This window comes from Patulibacter sp., assembly GCF_030655195.1.
Classification (GTDB): Bacteria; Actinomycetota; Thermoleophilia; order Solirubrobacterales; family Solirubrobacteraceae; genus Patulibacter.
Window position 1 is genome coordinate 22,758 of record NZ_JAURWA010000114.1, and the last position, 17,054, is coordinate 39,811.

The window sequence follows — 17,054 nt, forward strand, 5'->3', positions numbered from 1 at the left end:
GACCACCCTCACGAGGCCGTGTCCCGCATATCGATCACCCGCCGCGAGCTCGTCGTCGCCGGAGGCTCCCTCGCCGCCGGCCTCGCCCTGACGACGCCCGCCCACGCCCGCCTGCTCCCCACCACCCGTGGCGTCGGTCGGGGGCAGTTCCTCGACGGGGTCGCCTCGGGCGAGCCCTCGTCGGACGCCGTCACCTTCTGGGGCCGCCTGACGACGTCCGCGCCACGCAGCGCCGCGCGCCTGGTCGTCGCCGAGGACGCGGGGCTGACGCGCACGGTCGCCACCGTCGTCGTCCCGACCTCGGCCGGCGTCGACCACACGCTGAAGGCCCGCGTCGGTGGTCTCAAGCCGTCGCAGCACTACTTCTACGTCTGGCAGTCGTCGACCGACGTCTCGCCGCTGGGGCGCACGAAGACCGCGCCCGCGGCCGACAGCGACACCCCGGTCTCCGTCGCCTACTCGAGCTGCCAGAACTACAGCGCCGGGTACTTCAACGGCCACCGCGACGCCGCGGCGTTCGACGAGATCGACATCTGCGCGTTCCTCGGCGACTACACGTACGAGTACCCCTACGCCGAGTACGGCGGCGCCGGTCGCGGGCCGGGCGTCGTCGACCCCGCGTCGACCGACCTCGAGACCTACCGCGGCAAGCTGCGGCTCTACCGCGCGGACGCCGCCCTGCGCGAGCTGCACCGCCTGCACCCGGTCGTCCACGTCTGGGACGACCACGAGATCGCCGACAACTACACCGACGGCGCGCCCTCGCCGTCGGACCTGCAGCGCAACGCCGGCTACCGGGCGTCGTTCGAGTGGCTGCCGCGTCTGGCCTTCCAGAACGACCGCTTCCGCCTCTACCGCTCGCTGCGCTACGGCAAGCACGCCGAGCTCTTCATCACCGACCAGCGCCAGTACCGCTCCACCGGCGACCCCGGCACGACGATGCTCGGCCGCCCGCAGCTGGACTGGCTCAAGCGCGGGCTGCAGGGCAGCAACGCCACGTTCAAGCTCGTCGGCAACCCGGACATGATCGCCCCGCTGGGCCTCTCGCCCCTCGGCGCGACGCTGGCGACGATCAACAGCGACCAGTGGGACGGCTACCCGCAGGAGCGCGCGGAGCTGCTCCGCCACATCGCCGACCGCGGCATCTCGGACGTCGTCTTCCTCACGGGCGACATCCACCTCTACATGGCCAACGACCTGCTCCTCGACGGCCGCTCGGTCGCCACGGAGTACATCGGCGGCTCGGTCACCTCGCCGGGCCTGCCGGACCTCGTCAGTGCGCTGGGCGCGCCGGCGATCCAGGCGCTGAACACGCACATCCGCTACTTCAACGGGATCGACCACGGCTGGGCGATCGCCCGGGTCACCAAGGACGAGCTGAAGGTCGAGTTCCGCTCGAGCGACATCACGAAGAAGGACGCGCCGTCCAGGACGCTGGCCGCGTTCACGCAGCCGGTCGGGCGCAACGCGGTGATGCAGACCGCGGGCGTCGGCACGGTCGGCGGGCGCGCCGCCCCGGCGGCCGCGAGGGCGAGCACCCGCAGCGCGGCGCTGAGGACGCGCCGCCGCAAGGTGCAGACGGCCGCCGACCGCGATCTCGAGCGCCGCATCGGTCTGGCGGAGTCCGCCGCCCGGAGGCGCCGTGGCCGCCGGTCCGCCGCGAAGGGGAAGGCCGTCTGATGCGCGCCCGCCCGACCGCGACCACCCGCCGTCCCTCCGCGACGGTCCTGGCCCTCGACCTCCCCGGGTCCGCGGGTCGCCCCGGCCGTCGCACGCTCCGCGGAGTCGTCCTCGCGGTCGCGACCCTCGCCGCGCTGGCCGTGCCGGCCGGCGCCTCCGCCGCGATCCCCAACGACGGTCCGGCCGGCGCCCTGCCGCTGCTCCCGGCGACGGCCGAGAACGGTCCGATCACCGAGCGGCAGCGGACCCTCGCCTTCGACGGCGCGACCCCGGACGCCGGCACGCCGCGCTGCCTGGGTCCCGCGTCGTTCGAGCAGACCGCCTGGCTCCGGGTGGAGCCCGACAGCCGCGTGCGGCGCCTGACCGTCGAGGCCGCCGTCAAGGACGGCAGCACGTCGACGCCCGACCTGGCGGCCTACGTCCAGAACGGGGCGACGGGCACCGACGTCCGCGAGCCGCAGGGCTGCTCCGGTCGCGAGACCGCCGGCGACGCCTCCCGCGGGGACCTCGGCGCGTCCGTCCCGCTGGTCGTCCCGGCCGGCGCCTCCGTCCTGGTGCAGGTGGGCTGGCGCTCCGGCGACGCGGCCGTGCCGGTCGTCGCCTCGGCCGCGAGCGAGGCGCTCCCGGCGCTGCCCGCACCCGCCGGCCAGGCCTTCGCCGGCGCGCCGTTCGCCGCCCGGGGCACCGGCCTGGTCGTCGCGTTGACCGGCGCGACCACCACGTCGCTGGACCCCGCCCAGCCCCGCTGCGCCTCGCAGGCCGGCGTCTGGCGCCGCGTGCGGATCGCGCGGAAGGGCGTCTACGCCGCCGCGACCGCCGGCGACGCCGCGGGCACGCTGACCGTCTACTCGACCACCCCGTCGGGCGACACCGCCAAGGCCTGCGCGGACGACGGCACGACCCCGGCCCTGACGACCGTCTTCCGCGCCACCAGGACGGGGACGTATTGGCTGCGCGTCGGCACCGACACGCCGGAGAAGGCCGCCTCGCAGGCGGGCCTGGCGATCCTCGGCCCGTACGGCACGTCGAAGGCGGGCACCGCCGCGGCCCCGGCCGCGCGCGACCGCGCCGCCCGGGCGATCGACCCGAAGGCCCCGTGCACCGACCGACGGGCCCCGCGCCCGGCGTTCGACGCCACGGTCGCCCGGAAGCTGAAGCGCGGCGGTCGCGCGGTCCGCGGCGGCAACGACGGTGCGGCGTGCGTGAACGGCCGCTCGACGGTCTCGCGGTTCACCGTCGCGGTGGCCCGCGTCCGCGGTGGACGCTGCTCCTGGCGGACCGGCAGGCGCTTCGGCGCGCCCCGCTCGTGCGCCGTCCCACGCGGCGCCCGCCGGGCCTCCGGCACCGACAGGTGGCGGACCACCCTCCCGACCGCCCTGCCCAGGGGCGCCCGCTACCGCGTCGTCGTGCGGGCCCAGGTCCGCAAGGGCGGGAAGCTGCGCAACTCGGGGCCGCGCGTGACGCTGGGCGTGAAGCGATGAGCGTCGTCCCCCGCGACGCCGCGGCGGGCACCGCGTTCGGTCGTCGTCGCCTGCTGCAGGGCGCCGCCGCGGCGGCCTTGGCCGCCGGTCTCGGCCCCGCGTTCTGGCGGACCCAGACCGCCGCGGCGGCCGCGGTCAGCAAGGCCGTCGACGGTCCGTACGGGCCGCTCGGCGCCCCCGACGCCAACGGCCTGCGCCTGCCGAAGGGCTTCTCGTCGCGCGTCGTCGCGCGGGCCGGCGTGCCGATCGGCGCCACCCTCTACGCCCTGCCGATCTTCCCCGACGGGTCCGCGACGTTCCCCGCCTCCGACGGCGGCTGGATCCAGGTCATCAACTCCGAGGTCCCGCTGGCCGGCGGCGCGTCGGCGATCCGCTACGCGAAGGACGGCCGGATCACCGACGCGTACCGGATCCTCGAGGGCACCTCGACGAACTGCGCCGGCGGCCCGACCCCGTGGGGCACCTGGCTGTCCTGCGAGGAGACCGACGGCGGCCGCGTCTGGGAGTGCGACCCGACCGGCCGCACCCCGGCGGTCGTGCACCCGGCGATGGGCGTCTTCAAGCACGAGGCCGCCTGCGTCGACCCCGCCGGCGAGCGCCTGTACCTGACCGAGGACCTCTCGGACGGCTGCTTCTACCGCTTCACCCCTGCGGACTACCCGTCGCTGGCCGCCGGGGTGCTGGAGGTCGCGGTCGTCGCGGCCGACGGCGCGGTCACGTGGGCGCGCGTCCCGGATCCGTCCGCGGCGTCGACGCCGACCCGCGACCAGGTCCCGGGCGCGACGCGGTTCAAGCGGGCGGAGGGCATCTGGTTCGACGACGGCTCCGTCTACTTCGCCACCACGGGCGACGAGACGATCCGCGCGCTGCGGATCGCCGCCGGGCGGATCGAGACGGTCTACGCCGCCAAGGACGTCCCGGGCACCCCGCTGCAGGGCGTCGACAACATCACCGTCTCGCGCGGGGGCGACCTCTTCGTCTGCGAGGACTCCTACGACAACGACCCCGACGCGATGGACATCTGCATGATCTCCCGCGAGGGCGAGGTCTCCCGGTTCGCGAAGTTCACGGGCGGCGAGCACTTCCTGCCCAGCGAGCTGGAGAGCGAGATCACCGGCGTGACCTTCAGCCCCGACGGCTCGCGGATGTACGCCGCGTCGCAGCGGGCGGGCGGCATCGGTGCGGTCTACGAGATCTCGGGACCGTTCCGCCAGGACCGGCCCGCGGTCGTCCTGCCGCCGGCGACGGACGTGGTGCTCGGCCTGACCGCCCGCGCCGCGATCTCCTCCGGAGGTCTGCTCGACGGCGGCCTGCGGGTGGCGCTGACGACGGACCGTGCGGTCGCCGTGCGGGTGCGCCTGCGCGCCCGGGTCCGGCGCGGCGGACGTCTGCGGACGATCACCCTGGGGGCGACCGACGCGCGGCTGGCACCGGGCGCCCGCAAGGTGCGCGTCAAGGTCCGCTCGAAGGCCGCCCGCGCCGCCGTCCGCGGTCTGGGCTCGCCGGTGCGGGCGACGCTCGAGGTGGCAGTCCGCGGCGGCTCGGGCACCACGGCGACGCGACGCCGGGCCGTGCGGATCTCGGCGACCCGGCGGGCGGCGCCGGCGCGCCGCCGGTCCGCCGCGCGGCGCTGAGCGGGCTCGCCGGAGGCTCCGGAGGTCCGCAGGGCGTTCGTCCTACGGACCCCGTCCCGGGCCCGGCGCGCCGCACGTCCCGCTCCCGGCGGGCCGATCGGTGCAGGCAGCGCGCGACGCGCCGCCCGGCGCACCTCAGCGCACGTCGAGGACGACCTTGCCGATCGCCCGGCGCTCGTCGAGCGTCCTCAGCGCGTCGGCGGCCTGCTCCATCGGGAACCGCGGGCCGACGATCGGCTGCACGGCCCCGTTCTGCAGGAGCGGCTCGATGGCCGCACCGATCTCGTCGTTCAGCGCCCGGTCCTGCAGCGCCGCCTCGCCCCAGCCCGCGCCGACGACCTCCGTGTTGCGCAGGAGCAGCCGGTTGACCTTGACCGTCGGGATGCTGCCGCCGGTGAAGCCGACGACGACGACGCGGCCGCCGCGCGCCAGGGAGCGGAGGCTGTCGGTGAAGCGGTCCCCGCCGACCGGGTCGATGACGATGTCGACGCCGCCGCCGGAGAGCTCGAGGACCTGGTCCTTCCACGCCGCGTCGGAGCGGACGACCTCGTCGGCACCGGCGTCGCGGGCGACCTGCTCCTTCTCGTCGGAGGAGACGACCGCGATCGTCCGCGCGCCGAGGCCCTTGGCGACCTGCAGGGTCGCGGTGCCCACGCCGCCGGCGGCGCCGTGCACGAGGACGGTCTCGCCGGCCTTCAGGCGTCCGCGGGTCACGAGCGTGAAGTAGGCCGTGTGGTAGTTCAGGACGAGCCCGGCGCCCTGCGCGAAGTCCAGCGAGTCCGGCAGCTTGAACGTGAAGAACGAGGGGGCGACGGCGACCTCGGCCCACCCGCCGAGCAGGCAGAACCCGGCGACGCGGTCGCCCGCGGAGACGCCGGCGCCCTCGGGCGCGCTGCGCACGACGCCGCCGACCTCGGAGCCCGGGACGAACGGCAGCGGCGGCTTCATCTGGTACTCGCCGCGGGTCTGCAGGAGCTCGGGGTAGGAGACGCCGGCGGCGTGCACGTCGATCACGACGCCCTCGCCGGGGGTCAGCATGTGCGACGCCTCGGGCTCGGGCAGGTCGGTCAGCTGCAGCGCGCTGTCCGGACCGGTGGTGTCGATGATCTGGAGGGCCTTCATGCGCCGACGCTATCGCGGGCCGACGCATCGCCCTGACCTGCCGGGTCGCGCTCTTAGAGCGCCCGACGTCCGCCCGGCCCAGGAGCGCCGCGCTCAGCGACGCTTCTTCGCCACCGTCAGCCCGACCGCGGTCGTGGCGCTCGCCCCGCTCGACGGGCGGTGGGTCACGCGCACCACGATCCGCCGGGTGGACGCCGCGCGCAGCCGCTTGCGCCCGGTCGGCCCGAGCCTGACGGCGTAGCGCTGCGTCCCGGACTTCGTCGTCCGCGGCTTCGCCCGCACCAGGAGCGTGCCGCGCGAGGAGCGCAGCCGCAGCTCGATCGTCGTCCGCCCGACCGACGGGGCGGTGGTGCGCACCACGATCGTCCGCCCCGCCTCCAGGCGCCGACGGCCGAGGCGGTCGGCTGCGGTTCGCACCTTGCGGGCCAGCGACCGGGTGCGGGAGCGGATCTTCGAGGTGCTCGGGGTCGCGGGGGCGGCGGGTGTCGCGACCGGCGCCGGCGCAGGGGTCGTGCCCGTCCCGCCGCCACCGCCCGTCCCCGGGGTCGCCGGGACGTCCGCGGCGTCGCTGCCGCCGGGCGTCGGCGCGCTGAGCGGGACTTTGAGGATGTTCGCGCCCGACGAGCTGTCGCGGGTGAACAGCAGGTCGGAGCCACGGGCCACCGCGACGCGCAGGCGCCCGAGGTTCTGCACGTGGGAGGCCTGCGCGAAGACCGAGCCCTGCCGGACGTCGAACCTCCGCAGCTCCTGGCCGGCGAGGAACGGCGAGTAGATCGACCCGTCCGCGCCGACGGCGACGTCGCCCGGGGCCCACGCGGGGGAGTCCCCGGCGACGGCCACGGGGGCGATCGTGCCGGGTCGCGTCTCGGTCCCGGAGACCAGCGGCCAGCCGTAGTTGCCGCCCTTCGTGATGACGTTCAGCTCGTCGCGCCCCTGCTTGTCGTTCCCACCCGGGTAGGCGTCGCCGTGCTGCTCGCCGGTGGGGCCGTGCTCGGTCTCCCAGAGCCGACCGGCCGCGTCGAACGCGAGGCCCTGCGGGTGGCGGTGGCCGGAGGACCAGACGTACTGCGCGTTGCCGCCCTGGGCCGCGAACGGGTTGTCGGCCGGCGCGGTCAGCGGCCCGGACGCCGGGGCGGCGAGCCGCAGGATCTTGCCGTTGAGGGAGTTCAGGTCCTGCGGCCGCGCGGGCATGTGGATGTCGCCCGTGGTGACGTAGAGCGCGCCGTCGGGACCGAAGACCATCCGGCCGCCGTCGTGGTTGCCGTCGGAGTCGATGCCGTTGAAGACCGGGCCGTCGCCGACCACCGAGAACCTCCCGTCCTGCTCCTTCAGGCGCCAGATGCCGTTGACGCCGTTGACCTCGTCGCCGGGGACGTTCTCCGCGGTCTTCACCGAGACGTAGAGGTACGCGAGACGACTCGTCGCGAAGTCCGGGGCGAGCGCCAGGCCGAGGAACTTCCGCACGTCCCGGGGGATCGCCGTCCGGGCGAGCGCGTCGCCGGCCACGAGCTTGTCCTGCGCGTCGAGACGCACGATCCCGCCGTCGCGCTGGACGACGAAGGTGCCGCCGCCGGGGATCGGGGCGAGCTCCCACGGCGTGCCGGACACGGTCGCCAGCTCCACCGGGGCGCCGGTCGGCACCGCCTGCGCGGCCGGGGCGGCCAGGAGACCGGTGGTCAGGGCGACGAGCGCGGCACCGCCGATCGCGGATCGGGCGCGGACGGGGCGGGACGACGCGGGGCGGGGGAGGACCATGGGCCATCCTCCCACGCCGGCGGAGGACCCATGACCGATGTCATGCCCAGGACCTGACGTCGTGCTCTACCGGCCGAGGAGCCCTCGGCGCAGACTCGGTGCACGATGAACGCGTCCCCCGATCCCGCCCTCCTCGACCTGCGCGGCGTCACCCAGCGCTACGGGTCGACCACCGTCCTGCACGGCGTCGACCTGCACGTCGCGCCCGGTGAGACCGTCGCGCTGCTAGGCCCCAACGGCGCCGGCAAGTCGACGCTCGTGTCGGTCCTGCTGGGCCTCGCCCGGCCGGTCTCCGGCACCGCCGCGGTCTGCGGCCGCCCGCCCGCCCAGGCGGTGGCCGACGGCTGCGTCGGCGCGATGCTGCAGGACGCCGGCCTGCCCGACAACACCCGCGTCGGGCAGCTCGTGGAGCTCTTCGCGGCCCTCTACCCGCGACCGATGGACGTCGGCCGCGCGCTCGAGCTCGCCGACGCCGCCGACCTCCGCGACCGGCCGTCCGGGGCGCTGTCGGGCGGTCAGGCCCAGCGGGTGCGGCTGGCCCTCGCGCTGGTGGCCGACCCCGAGCTGCTCGTCCTGGACGAGCCCACCGCGGCGATGGACCCGCAGGTCCGGCGCACGTTCTGGGACGCCCTGAGCGGCGAGATCGGCGGCGAGCGCGGACTGCTCTTCGCCACCCACCACCTCGACGAGGCCCAGGCCGTCGCCGACCGCGTCGTCGTCCTGGCCGGGGGCCGGATCGTCGCCGACGGCACCCCGGCGGAGGTCGCCGCGCGCGCCGGCGGCACGATCGTGCGGGTCCGCACCGAGGCCGTCGCCGCCGAGCTGGCGGGCCTGCCCGGCGTGCTCTCCGCCGTCGACGAGTCGGGCGGACGCACCGCGATGACCTGCTCGGACTCCGACCGTGCCCTGCGCGTCCTCCTCGAGACGTTCCCCGACGCCCGCGACATCGAGGTGCGGCCCGCCGATCTGGAGGACGCCTTCCTGACGATGGCCGCCGACGGCTGGACCACGGGCGTCCCCGCCCCCGCCGAGGCCTGAGATGTCCGCCCGTCCGACCCCCACCGCCCTCGATCCCGTCCCCACCAGGAGCCCCACGATGACCTCCACCGCCTCCACCGCCGTCCCGCACGCCGCCGGCCGTCCCGCCGCGCCGCGCCGACCCCTCGGGCCGACCCTCGCCTACGTCCGCCTGGAGGTGCTGCGCACGGTCCGCAACCCGCGCGCCGTGCTGCTGACGACGATGGTCCCCGTCCTGCTGCTCCTGACGCTGTCGGGGCAGGGCGACGCGACCGACCGCCGCGAGCTGCTCGCGTCGATGGCGGCGTACGGCGCGATCGGCGGCGGCCTCTTCGCCACCGGCCCGCGCCTGACCGCCGAGCGCGTCTCCGGCTGGCTGCGACAGCTCCGCGCCACCCCGCTCTCGCCGTCGGCCGCGGTCCTGGGCAAGGGCGCGGCCGGCCTGCTGCTCGCGCTGATCTCGTCGGCGATCGTCGGCGCCGTCGGGCACTTCGGCAACGCCGGGATCTCCGTCGCCCAGTGGGCCGAGCTGGTGCTCGCGCTGACCCTGTGCGCGACGGTCACGACCGCGCTGGGTCTGCTCATCGGGTCGTCGTTCCGCTCGCCCGAGACCGCCCAGGGCGCGACGATGCTCTCGTACATCGGCCTCTCCGCCGTCGGCGGTCTCTGGGTGCCGCCGTCGCAGTTCCCCGACGCCCTCCAGACCGTCGCGCACGTCCTGCCGACCTACCACGTCGGCGAGATCGCCCGGGCGATCGCGACCGGGGGTACCGTCGGGGCGGGCCACTGCGCGATCATCGCCGCGTGGGCCCTCGTCCTGGGCGTCGCGGCGACGGTCGCCTGGCGCCGGGGAACCGCCGTCCGCTGACCCCGCGCTCCACCGTCCGTCCCGTCCCACGCCCGTGCCGCCCGATCCCGCCGCCCCGGACACGCCGCTCGCCGCCCCGGGGGGGCCGTCCGGGGTCGGGGCGCACCACGCCGTCGGCGACACCGCGTGGGCCCCGCGTCCCACGTGGACCGGTGACGACCCGGCACGTCCGACTGCGCCGGGCGACCGCGAGTCGCCGACGTTCGGCGTCCTCGCGGGCGGGGTCTGGCTGGTCTACCTCTGGCCCGCCGCCGCCCAGGTGCTCGGGGGTGACTGGCCGCTCTGGCAGCGCCTCGTCGGCGGCGTCCTGCTGCTGGCCTTCCTGGGCCTGTACGTGACGACGCTCGCGGTGATGATCCCGGCGCGTCGGGCACGCAACGCCCGTCAGCAGGGCCTCGAGCCGTTCGGCCCCGCGCCCGGCGATCGTGAGATGTGGCTGCGCGTCGGGGGTCTCGTGACGATCGGCCTGACGAGCTCCGCGGCGTTCGGCGGCGAGTGGCTGACGACGATGGCGTTCGTCGCGGCGGTCCTCGCGGTCTGGACCGACGTGCCGTGGCCCCCGCGGCTGATCGTCGCGACCGCGCTGGTCTGCGAGGCCCTCCTGCTCGTCCGTGGGACCGGCGGGGACGGGGACACCGCCTCGTACTTCTGGCTCGGCTTCGCCGTGCTGGTGGCGGGGTTCGTCAGCTACGCGGCCCGACGCCGTGGGGAGCTCGAGGGCGAGCTGCGGCGTGCCCGGGAGCAGAACGCGCGACTGGCCGTCTCCGACGAGCGCGACCGGATCGCCCGGGACCTGCACGACCTGCTCGGCCACAGCCTGACGGTCATCGCGGTGAAGAGCCAGCTCGCCGAGCGGCTGCTGGACCGCGGCGAGTCCGAGCGTGCCTCGACCGAGATCCGGGACGTCCGCGGGGTCGCCCGTGATGCCCTGCGCGAGGTGCGGCAGGTCGTCGACGGCTTCCGCGGCCGGCCGCTGAGCGCCGAGCTCGCCTCCTGTGCAGCGGCGCTGCGCTCGGCGGACGTCGAGGTGCGCACCGAGGCCCCGGCGCGGGGCGTCCCGCAGGACGTCGAGGACGTCGTCGCCTACGTCGTCCGCGAGGGCACGACGAACGTGCTCCGCCACAGCGCGGCCTCCCGGTGCACCCTCGCGGTCCGGGCGGAGGACGGCCTCGTCGTCGCCACGGTCGCCGACGACGGCCCGCGCTCCGTCGCGGCCCGCCAGATCCCCGGCGATCCGGCGGCCCCGCGCACGGCCGACGGCGGGGGCAACGGCCTGCGGGGGCTGGCCGAGCGCGTCGCGACCGTGGGCGGCACCCTCGACGTGGGGCCCGGCCCCGACGGTGGCACCGTGCTGCGGGCGACGATCGCGGTGCCCGGATGATCCGGCTGTTGCTCGCCGAGGACCAGGGCATGGTGCGCGGCGCCCTCGCTGCGCTCCTGGACCTCGAGGACGACCTCGAGGTGGTCGCCCAGGTGGCCCGCGGCGACGAGGTCGTCGACGCCGCCCGGGCCGCGCGCCCCGACGTCGCGCTCCTGGACATCGAGATGCCCGGCCTCGACGGGATCTCCGCGACGGTCGACCTGCTGCGGGAGCTCCCGTCGTGCCGCGTCGTCGTCCTGACGACGTTCGGGCGACCGGGGTACCTGCGCCGGGCGATGGCCGCCGGGGCCTCGGGATTCCTCGTCAAGGACGGCTCGGCGGACGAGCTCGCGGCGGCGGTGCGACGGGTCGCGGCCGGCGGCCGCAGCGTCGACGCCGAGCTGGCCGCCGCGGCCCTGCAGGCGGGGGAGAGCCCGCTGACCCCGCGCGAGCGCGACGTCCTGTCCGCCGCCGAGGACGGCGGGTCGATCGCCTCGGTCGCCGCCGCGCTGCACCTGTCGGAGGGGACGGTGCGCAACTACCTGTCCGCGGCGATCGGCAAGACGGGCACGGCCAACCGCGTGGAGGCCGCCCGCACGGCCCGCGACCGCGGCTGGCTCTGAGGCGTCGCCCGGCCGGGCCGCCGCGCCGACGGAGCACCGCACGCTCCGCATCCGGCATCCTCCTGCGCAGTGCCCGGTCCCCGAACCCGTCCCCTCGTCACCACGGCCGGCCTCGGTCTCGCGCTGCTGCTCGTCTGCGCCGCGGTGATCGTCCTCGCCCGCCCCGGCGGCGGGGCCGACGCGGGCGCGGCCGAGTCCACCGGTGCCAAGCGCTTCGCCGACGACAGCTGCCAGTCCTCCGCGGTCCGCTTCGGGGTCGTGCTGCCCGACGGCGACGCGCAGGGCCGGGCGGCGGCCGACCGACTGACCACCGACCTCGCGGAAGGCCTGGGCTGTCGCGCGATCGCGATCCCCTACGCCACCCAGGCCCGTCTGGTGACCGCCCTGGCGATGCAGGAGGTCGACATCGCCCAGCTGGACCCCGCCGCCGCGATCGTGGCCTCCCGGGCCACCGGCTCGGTCCCGGCCGGCGCCTATGCGGTCGACGAGGACACGCCGGCCCGCACCGCCCCGACCGAGATGTGGGTCCGCCGCAGCACGGACCTGCGCACGCTGCAGGACCTGCGCGGCCGCCGGATCGCCCTGGGGCCCGCCCTGACGGCCGGCGGCGACCTCGATCCGCGGTCCGCGCTGCTGCGCGCGGGCGTCCGCCCCGACGCGACCGAGACGACCACCACCTCGGGCGACGACGAGGCGCTGACCGCGCTGCGCCGCGGCCGCGTGGACGCCGCGGTGACCCGCGGCGCGCCGATCGCGTCGGAGACCGAGGGCCTGCGCCGCATCTGGTCCGCCACGGGCCCCCTCGCCGACGTCGTGCTGCTCCGCCCCGCGATCCCGCGCGCCGTGCGCCGGCTGATCCAGGTCGCGATCCGGGACCTGCCCGGCGCGGCGCTCGCACCGCTGGCGGCCCGCCAGGGCATCTCGGAGCCCGCCCCGCTCGCCGTCGTCCCGCTCGACCTCTACGCCCCGGTCGCCTCGCGGCTGGACGACCTGATCGCGGCGGGCCTGACCCCGTAGGCGGACGCCCACCCGCACCGGTCCAGGAACGACGAAGGGCCGGCGAGATCGCCGGCCCTTCGTCGTCGTGCGGTGCGCCCCGCGGCCGAGAGTGCGCCCGCCTAGGCGGCGACCGCGCCGACCACCGAGGTCGACCAGTCGATGACCGCGGTCGGCTTGACGACGTGGCGGCCCAGGCCGAGGGCCTTGGGATCCATGCCGAGCGCCAGACCGACCATCTGCGGCAGGTGCAGCACCGGCATCTGCAGGTTGCGCCCGACGACCTTGTTCACGCGCGGCTGCTGCATGTCGAGGTTGAGGTGGCACAGCGGGCACGGGGTCACGAGGCAGTCGGCCTGCGCGTCCTTCGCGTCGCCGAGGTGCCGGCCGGCCTGCTTGAACGACGTCTCCGCGTTCATCAGGGCGACCGGGAAGCCGCAGCACTTCTGCGAGCCGGCGTACTCGACGACGGTGCCGCCCAGCGCCTCGATGACCTTCTCGAGGTACGTGTCGCGCGGGTGCTGGTCGTCGATGCCGATGCGGTCGTTCGGCCGGACGATGTAGCAGCCGTAGAACGGCCCGACCCGCAGGTCGGTCAGCGGCCGCTTGACCTTCGACGCGAGCGCGTCGAGGCCCAGCTCCTCCACGAGCACCCAGAGGAAGTTCTTGTTGACGATCCCCGCGGCGTACTCCAGGCCCTCCGGGGTCAGGTGCCTGTTGACCTCGTCGCGGTACTCGGCGCTGGCGTCCAGCCGCTGCTGGCACTCGCTCTGCGCGCCCTGGCAGGTCGAGCAGATGTTCATCATCATGTCCGCGCCCTGCTCGATCTCCTTCTGCGCGAGCGCGAAGGTGCGGGCGTTCAGGGTGTCGGCGAGCTCCTGCGAGTGCTCGGCGATGACGCCGGCGCCGCAGCAGTTGGCGCGGTTGAGCTCGACGAGCTCGATGTCCAGCGCGGGGGCGACCTGCGCCATCGCGCCGTGGAGCTCCGGGGTGAAGCCGCGGCTCACGCAGCCGGGCCAGTAGGCGACCTTCATGGCTAGTGGGTCCTGTCTGTCGCGGGGGTGTTCACGGCGGACTGGTCGCCCGTCGACTCGATCTGCGCCTCGTGCGAGCTGTCCTGGTCGCCCGGCGCCTCCGGCTCGTCCGGCTGCGTGATGTAGAGGTTCAGCTCGAGCCGCTCGTCCCGGGCGCCGATCTCGGAGTAGATCCGCCGAATCTCCGACTGGTTCGGGTTCTTGTGGTGGATCAGCGCCGTCTTCGGCGTGACCTTCCGGCGCAGCAGCGCCGTGGCGATCACCGAGACCGAGCTGGCGATCTCCTTCGCCGAGCGCGGGTGCAGCTTGCCGCCCTTGGAGTCCGGGACCAGCTGCGCCTCGTTCAGCGTGCCCCACTTCTTGACGTGGTTGACGAGCGCGTGCTCGTGCCGCGAGCCGTCGTTGACGTCCTCGATGTCGTGGTCCGCCGACGCGATGCGCCGCAGCCGCATGATCTGGTTCATCGGCGCGACGCCCTTCGGGCACGCCTCGATGCACTTGAAGCAGTGGGTGCAGTCGTAGATGCCGTGCGGATCGTTCGCCAGGTCCGTCAGGCGCTGCTCGTGCCGGCTGTCGCGGGGGTCGCCGACGAAGCGGTAGGCCTTGGCGAGGGCGGCGGGCCCGATGAACAGCGGATCCACCTCCATCGACAGGCAGTCCGACACGCAGGCGCCGCACTGGATGCAGGCCATGGACTGCGTCACGTCGACCATCGCCTCGCGCGGGACGATGTGCTCCTTGACCGGGAGCGGCTCCTGGGGGAGCAGCCACGGGGTGACCCGCTGCTGCTTCTTCCAGTGGACCGCGTCCATGTCGACGATCAGGTCCTTGATGACGGGCATGTTGCCCATCGGCTCGACCGTGATCTTGCCGTCCTTGGACCGGTCCAGCGCGTCGCTGAGGTGCGTGTGGCACGCCAGCCCCGGCTTGTCGTTGATCCGCGTGCCGCACGAGCCGCAGATCGCGGCGCGGCAGGAGCAGCGGATGCCGATCGAGCCGTCCTCGTGGTCCTTGGCGGTGAGGATGGCGTCGAGGACGGAGCGGTGGGGCTCCATCTCGACGACGAACTCCTCGTAGTACGGCGCCTTGCCGGACTCGGGGTCGAACCGGCGGAGGCGGAGCGTGAACTCCTTGAGGCCCTCGGAGTCGCCGTGCCAGGCCCCGTCGTCGGTCTTCGTGGTGTCTTCGGTGGTCGACATCAGTACGTGCGCTCCATCGGCTCCCACTGGGTGAACGTGATCGGCGCCTTGTCCAGCTTGGCCGGGGCGTCGGCTCCTTCACCGTCCTGGGAGACGGTCAGGTGGAAGAGCCAGTCCTCGTCGTTGCGCTCGGTGAAGTCGGTGCGGGAGTGCGCGCCGCGCGACTCCTTGCGCTCGAGCGCCGCCGTGACGATCGCCTCGGAGCAGTCGAGCATGAAGCCGAGCTCCAGGGCGCCGAGGACGTCCTGGTTGAAGACCGTGCCGCGGTCGTCGATGTAGGCCGTCTTCGCCTCCTCCTGCAGCCGGTTGACGATCTCCTTGCCCTTCGTCATCCCCTCCTCGTCGCGGAAGACGGCGCAGTACTGGTTCATCGAGACGCCGAGCTCCTCCTTGATCTCGGAGATCCGGCGTCCCGTCTTGGGGCGGTCGATGATCTCCTGGATGTGGCGGGTGTCGTCCCGGAGCTGGGCGTCGGAGATCTTCGGCATCTGCATCGACCCGGCGACCGCGGCGGCGTGCTGGCCGGAGCGCTTGCCGAAGATCAGGGTGTCGAGCAGGGAGTTGGCGCCGAGGCGGTTGCCGCCGTGGACCGACACGCAGGCGACCTCGCCGGCGGCGTACAGGCCGGGGACGTCGGTCTCGCCGTTGATGTCGGTCTTGACGCCGCCCATCGTGTAGTGCTGGCCCGGACGGACCGGGATCGGCTCCTTCGTGATGTCGATCCCGGCGAAGTCGCGGCCGAGGTTGACGATCTCGCGCAGCGCCTCGAGCACGCGGTTCTTAGGGACGACCGTGACGTCGAGGAGGACGGAGTCCTTCAGGGGCCCGGTGCCGCGGCCCTCGTTGATCTCGCGCTGCTCGGCGCGGGAGACGACGTCGCGGGACGCCAGCTCCATCTTGTTCGGCGCGTCCTTCTCCATGAACCGCTCGCCGGCGGCGTTGAGCAGGTGCGCGCCCTCGCCGCGGGCGCCCTCCGTGATGAGGAAGCCGTTGGCCGTCATCGTCGTCGGGTGGTACTGGATCATCTCCATGTCCATCAGCCGCGCGCCGGCGCGGTAGGCCAGGGACATGCCGTCGCCCGTGCAGATCAGGCCGTTGGTCGTCGGCTTGAACGCCTGACCGACGCCGCCGGTGGCGAGGATCGTGGACTTCGCGTTGAAGGTGCGCATCTCGCCCGTGCGGATGTTGCGGGCGACGCAGCCGACGCAGCGGCCGGAGTCGTCGCGCAGGAGCGAGGTGTTGAACCACTCCTCGAACCGGTCGACCCGGTCGTGGTACTTCATGAGCTGCTCGTACAGCACGTGCAGGATCGCCTGACCGGTGATGTCGGCGACGTAGGCGGTGCGCTTCATCGACGCGCCACCGAAGGCGCGGAGGTCGAGGTGCCCCGTGTCGTTGCGATGGAAGGTGACCCCGATGTGCTCGAGGTGCATGATCTCGCCGGGCGCCTCCGAGCACATGATCTCGATGGCGTCCTGGTCGCCCAGGTAGTCCGAGCCCTTGACGGTGTCGAAGGCGTGCGAGCGCCAGTCGTCCTCGGGGTTGATCGCCGCGTTGATGCCTCCCGCCGCGGCGACGGAGTGGGAGCGGACCGGGTGGACCTTGCTCAGGATCGCGACCGTGGAGCCGGCGTCGGCTGCGGCGAGCGCTGCGCGCTGACCGGCCAATCCGGCCCCGATGATGAGGACGTCGTGTGCAGGCATGGGCCTCCTCGGGCCAACTGGGGAACCGGTGATCGATCCTACACAGGGTGCTACCCGGGAGGGTCCATGCCAATCCATCCTCGGACGGTCGGACTTCCGGTATTTCGGGCACCCTTCCACGCCCGTCGGCGGGGCCTCCCGCAGGCTCGTCGGCGCCGCTCGGTGCGGCGGGAAACGCCCGATGGAACGGGGCCGTCGCGGGTCCCGGGCCGATCGGCCGGTCTCCGCTGCGCCGCCGCAGCGGATCGCCTCCGCGGGGCGTCGTGTGCTGTTCGGTGGGGATGGTGCTCCACGGTGGTGTGGCGCGACGCGACGTCGATGCGGAGGGCGGTTGTTCAGGCGATGGTGGTGGTGATGGTCGTCCGGTTTGCGTTGCAGTTTGCGGTGGTGTGCGTCGCCGGAGGCCGACGGTTCCGGCGGATCTCGACATGCACGCGTCTCGGCCTCAGAGCGTGATCGCCAGCACAGACCGGGCGATCCGCCCGACTCCAGCGCCCGTCGCTCGACGCCTCGGCCCGTAATGGCGGGTTCCCTAATTGGTGCGGTACGGTGCGGCGCCGCGTCCGATCCGCCGCCGCGCGC

General features: G+C 74.6%; 13 protein-coding genes. 8 read left to right on the top strand and 5 right to left on the bottom strand.

Annotation, left to right across the window (positions count from 1 at the left end):
* Positions 1 to 18: 18 nt before the first annotated feature.
* Genes Q7T67_RS12300 through Q7T67_RS12310 form a run of 3 tightly spaced genes read left to right on the top strand, consistent with a single transcriptional unit; the run spans position 19 to position 4,795 of the window.
* Positions 19 to 1,680, top strand: coding sequence for an alkaline phosphatase (locus tag Q7T67_RS12300; protein ID WP_304789689.1), 1,662 nt, complete (start codon positions 19 to 21; stop codon positions 1,678 to 1,680).
* Positions 1,680 to 3,161, top strand: a complete 1,482-nt coding sequence (locus Q7T67_RS12305) for a hypothetical protein (RefSeq protein ID WP_304789692.1) — start codon at positions 1,680 to 1,682, stop codon at positions 3,159 to 3,161. Before Q7T67_RS12300 ends, Q7T67_RS12305 begins: the two co-directional genes overlap by 1 nt.
* The gene (locus Q7T67_RS12310; protein ID WP_304789694.1) at positions 3,158 to 4,795 is read left to right on the top strand and encodes an alkaline phosphatase PhoX; all 1,638 of its coding nucleotides are present in this window, start codon (positions 3,158 to 3,160) and stop codon (positions 4,793 to 4,795) included. Before Q7T67_RS12305 ends, Q7T67_RS12310 begins: the two co-directional genes overlap by 4 nt.
* Positions 4,796 to 4,930: 135 nt before the next feature.
* Here Q7T67_RS12310 and Q7T67_RS12315 read toward each other — a convergent pair whose 3' ends face one another.
* Together Q7T67_RS12315 and Q7T67_RS12320 are read right to left on the bottom strand one after the other, a co-directional pair.
* Complete coding sequence (locus Q7T67_RS12315) at positions 4,931 to 5,917, bottom strand: NADPH:quinone oxidoreductase family protein (protein WP_304789696.1); 987 nt, start codon at positions 5,915 to 5,917, stop codon at positions 4,931 to 4,933.
* Between the two features lie 93 nt (positions 5,918 to 6,010).
* Positions 6,011 to 7,672, bottom strand: a complete 1,662-nt coding sequence (locus Q7T67_RS12320) for a PQQ-dependent sugar dehydrogenase (protein ID WP_304789699.1) — start codon at positions 7,670 to 7,672, stop codon at positions 6,011 to 6,013.
* 105 nt (positions 7,673 to 7,777) lie between these two features.
* Here Q7T67_RS12320 and Q7T67_RS12325 point away from each other — a divergent pair, with 105 nt between their 5' ends.
* The 5 genes from Q7T67_RS12325 (at position 7,778) to Q7T67_RS12345 (ending at position 12,557) form a co-directional block, all read left to right on the top strand.
* Positions 7,778 to 8,710, top strand: a complete 933-nt coding sequence (locus Q7T67_RS12325; RefSeq protein ID WP_304789702.1) for an ABC transporter ATP-binding protein — start codon at positions 7,778 to 7,780, stop codon at positions 8,708 to 8,710.
* A gap of 58 nt (positions 8,711 to 8,768) precedes the next feature.
* Positions 8,769 to 9,557 carry an ABC transporter permease gene (locus tag Q7T67_RS12330; RefSeq protein ID WP_304789705.1) on the top strand — a complete coding sequence of 263 codons (789 nt, stop codon included), beginning with the start codon at positions 8,769 to 8,771 and terminating at the stop codon, positions 9,555 to 9,557.
* Between the two features lie 34 nt (positions 9,558 to 9,591).
* Positions 9,592 to 10,938 carry a sensor histidine kinase gene (locus Q7T67_RS12335; RefSeq protein WP_304789708.1) on the top strand — a complete coding sequence of 449 codons (1,347 nt, stop codon included), beginning with the start codon at positions 9,592 to 9,594 and terminating at the stop codon, positions 10,936 to 10,938.
* Positions 10,935 to 11,540, top strand: coding sequence for a DNA-binding response regulator (locus Q7T67_RS12340; protein WP_304789711.1), 606 nt, complete (start codon positions 10,935 to 10,937; stop codon positions 11,538 to 11,540). The genes Q7T67_RS12335 and Q7T67_RS12340 overlap by 4 nt, the downstream gene beginning before the upstream one ends.
* Before the next feature lie 69 nt (positions 11,541 to 11,609).
* Positions 11,610 to 12,557: a phosphate/phosphite/phosphonate ABC transporter substrate-binding protein gene (locus Q7T67_RS12345; RefSeq protein WP_304789714.1), complete on the top strand. Its 948-nt coding sequence runs from the start codon at positions 11,610 to 11,612 to the stop codon at positions 12,555 to 12,557.
* Positions 12,558 to 12,658: 101 nt separating this feature from the next.
* Here Q7T67_RS12345 and Q7T67_RS12350 read toward each other — a convergent pair whose 3' ends face one another.
* From Q7T67_RS12350 to Q7T67_RS12360, 3 genes are read right to left on the bottom strand one after another with little or no spacing between them, the layout of a single operon-like run.
* Positions 12,659 to 13,570 carry a CoB--CoM heterodisulfide reductase iron-sulfur subunit B family protein gene (locus Q7T67_RS12350; protein WP_304789716.1) on the bottom strand — a complete coding sequence of 304 codons (912 nt, stop codon included), beginning with the start codon at positions 13,568 to 13,570 and terminating at the stop codon, positions 12,659 to 12,661.
* Positions 13,571 to 13,572: 2 nt separating this feature from the next.
* Entirely contained in the window at positions 13,573 to 14,769 is a 1,197-nt protein-coding gene (locus Q7T67_RS12355) for a succinate dehydrogenase/fumarate reductase iron-sulfur subunit (protein WP_304789719.1), read from the bottom strand.
* A complete protein-coding gene (locus Q7T67_RS12360) occupies positions 14,769 to 16,472 on the bottom strand; it encodes an FAD-binding protein (RefSeq protein ID WP_304789722.1) in 1,704 nt (567 codons plus the stop codon). Before Q7T67_RS12360 ends, Q7T67_RS12355 begins: the two co-directional genes overlap by 1 nt.
* Positions 16,473 to 17,054 lie beyond the last annotated feature (582 nt).

Coding starts and splice junctions, on each gene's coding strand:
- Q7T67_RS12305 (WP_304789692.1), top strand. CDS start 1,680: ATGCGCGCCCGCCCGACCGCGACCACCCGCCGTCCCTCCGCGACGGTC.
- Q7T67_RS12310 (WP_304789694.1), top strand. CDS start 3,158: ATGAGCGTCGTCCCCCGCGACGCCGCGGCGGGCACCGCGTTCGGTCGT.
- Q7T67_RS12315 (WP_304789696.1), bottom strand. CDS start 5,917: ATGAAGGCCCTCCAGATCATCGACACCACCGGTCCGGACAGCGCGCTG.
- Q7T67_RS12320 (WP_304789699.1), bottom strand. CDS start 7,672: ATGGTCCTCCCCCGCCCCGCGTCGTCCCGCCCCGTCCGCGCCCGATCC.
- Q7T67_RS12325 (WP_304789702.1), top strand. CDS start 7,778: ATGAACGCGTCCCCCGATCCCGCCCTCCTCGACCTGCGCGGCGTCACC.
- Q7T67_RS12330 (WP_304789705.1), top strand. CDS start 8,769: ATGACCTCCACCGCCTCCACCGCCGTCCCGCACGCCGCCGGCCGTCCC.
- Q7T67_RS12340 (WP_304789711.1), top strand. CDS start 10,935: ATGATCCGGCTGTTGCTCGCCGAGGACCAGGGCATGGTGCGCGGCGCC.
- Q7T67_RS12350 (WP_304789716.1), bottom strand. CDS start 13,570: ATGAAGGTCGCCTACTGGCCCGGCTGCGTGAGCCGCGGCTTCACCCCG.
- Q7T67_RS12355 (WP_304789719.1), bottom strand. CDS start 14,769: ATGTCGACCACCGAAGACACCACGAAGACCGACGACGGGGCCTGGCAC.
- Q7T67_RS12360 (WP_304789722.1), bottom strand. CDS start 16,472: ATGCCTGCACACGACGTCCTCATCATCGGGGCCGGATTGGCCGGTCAG.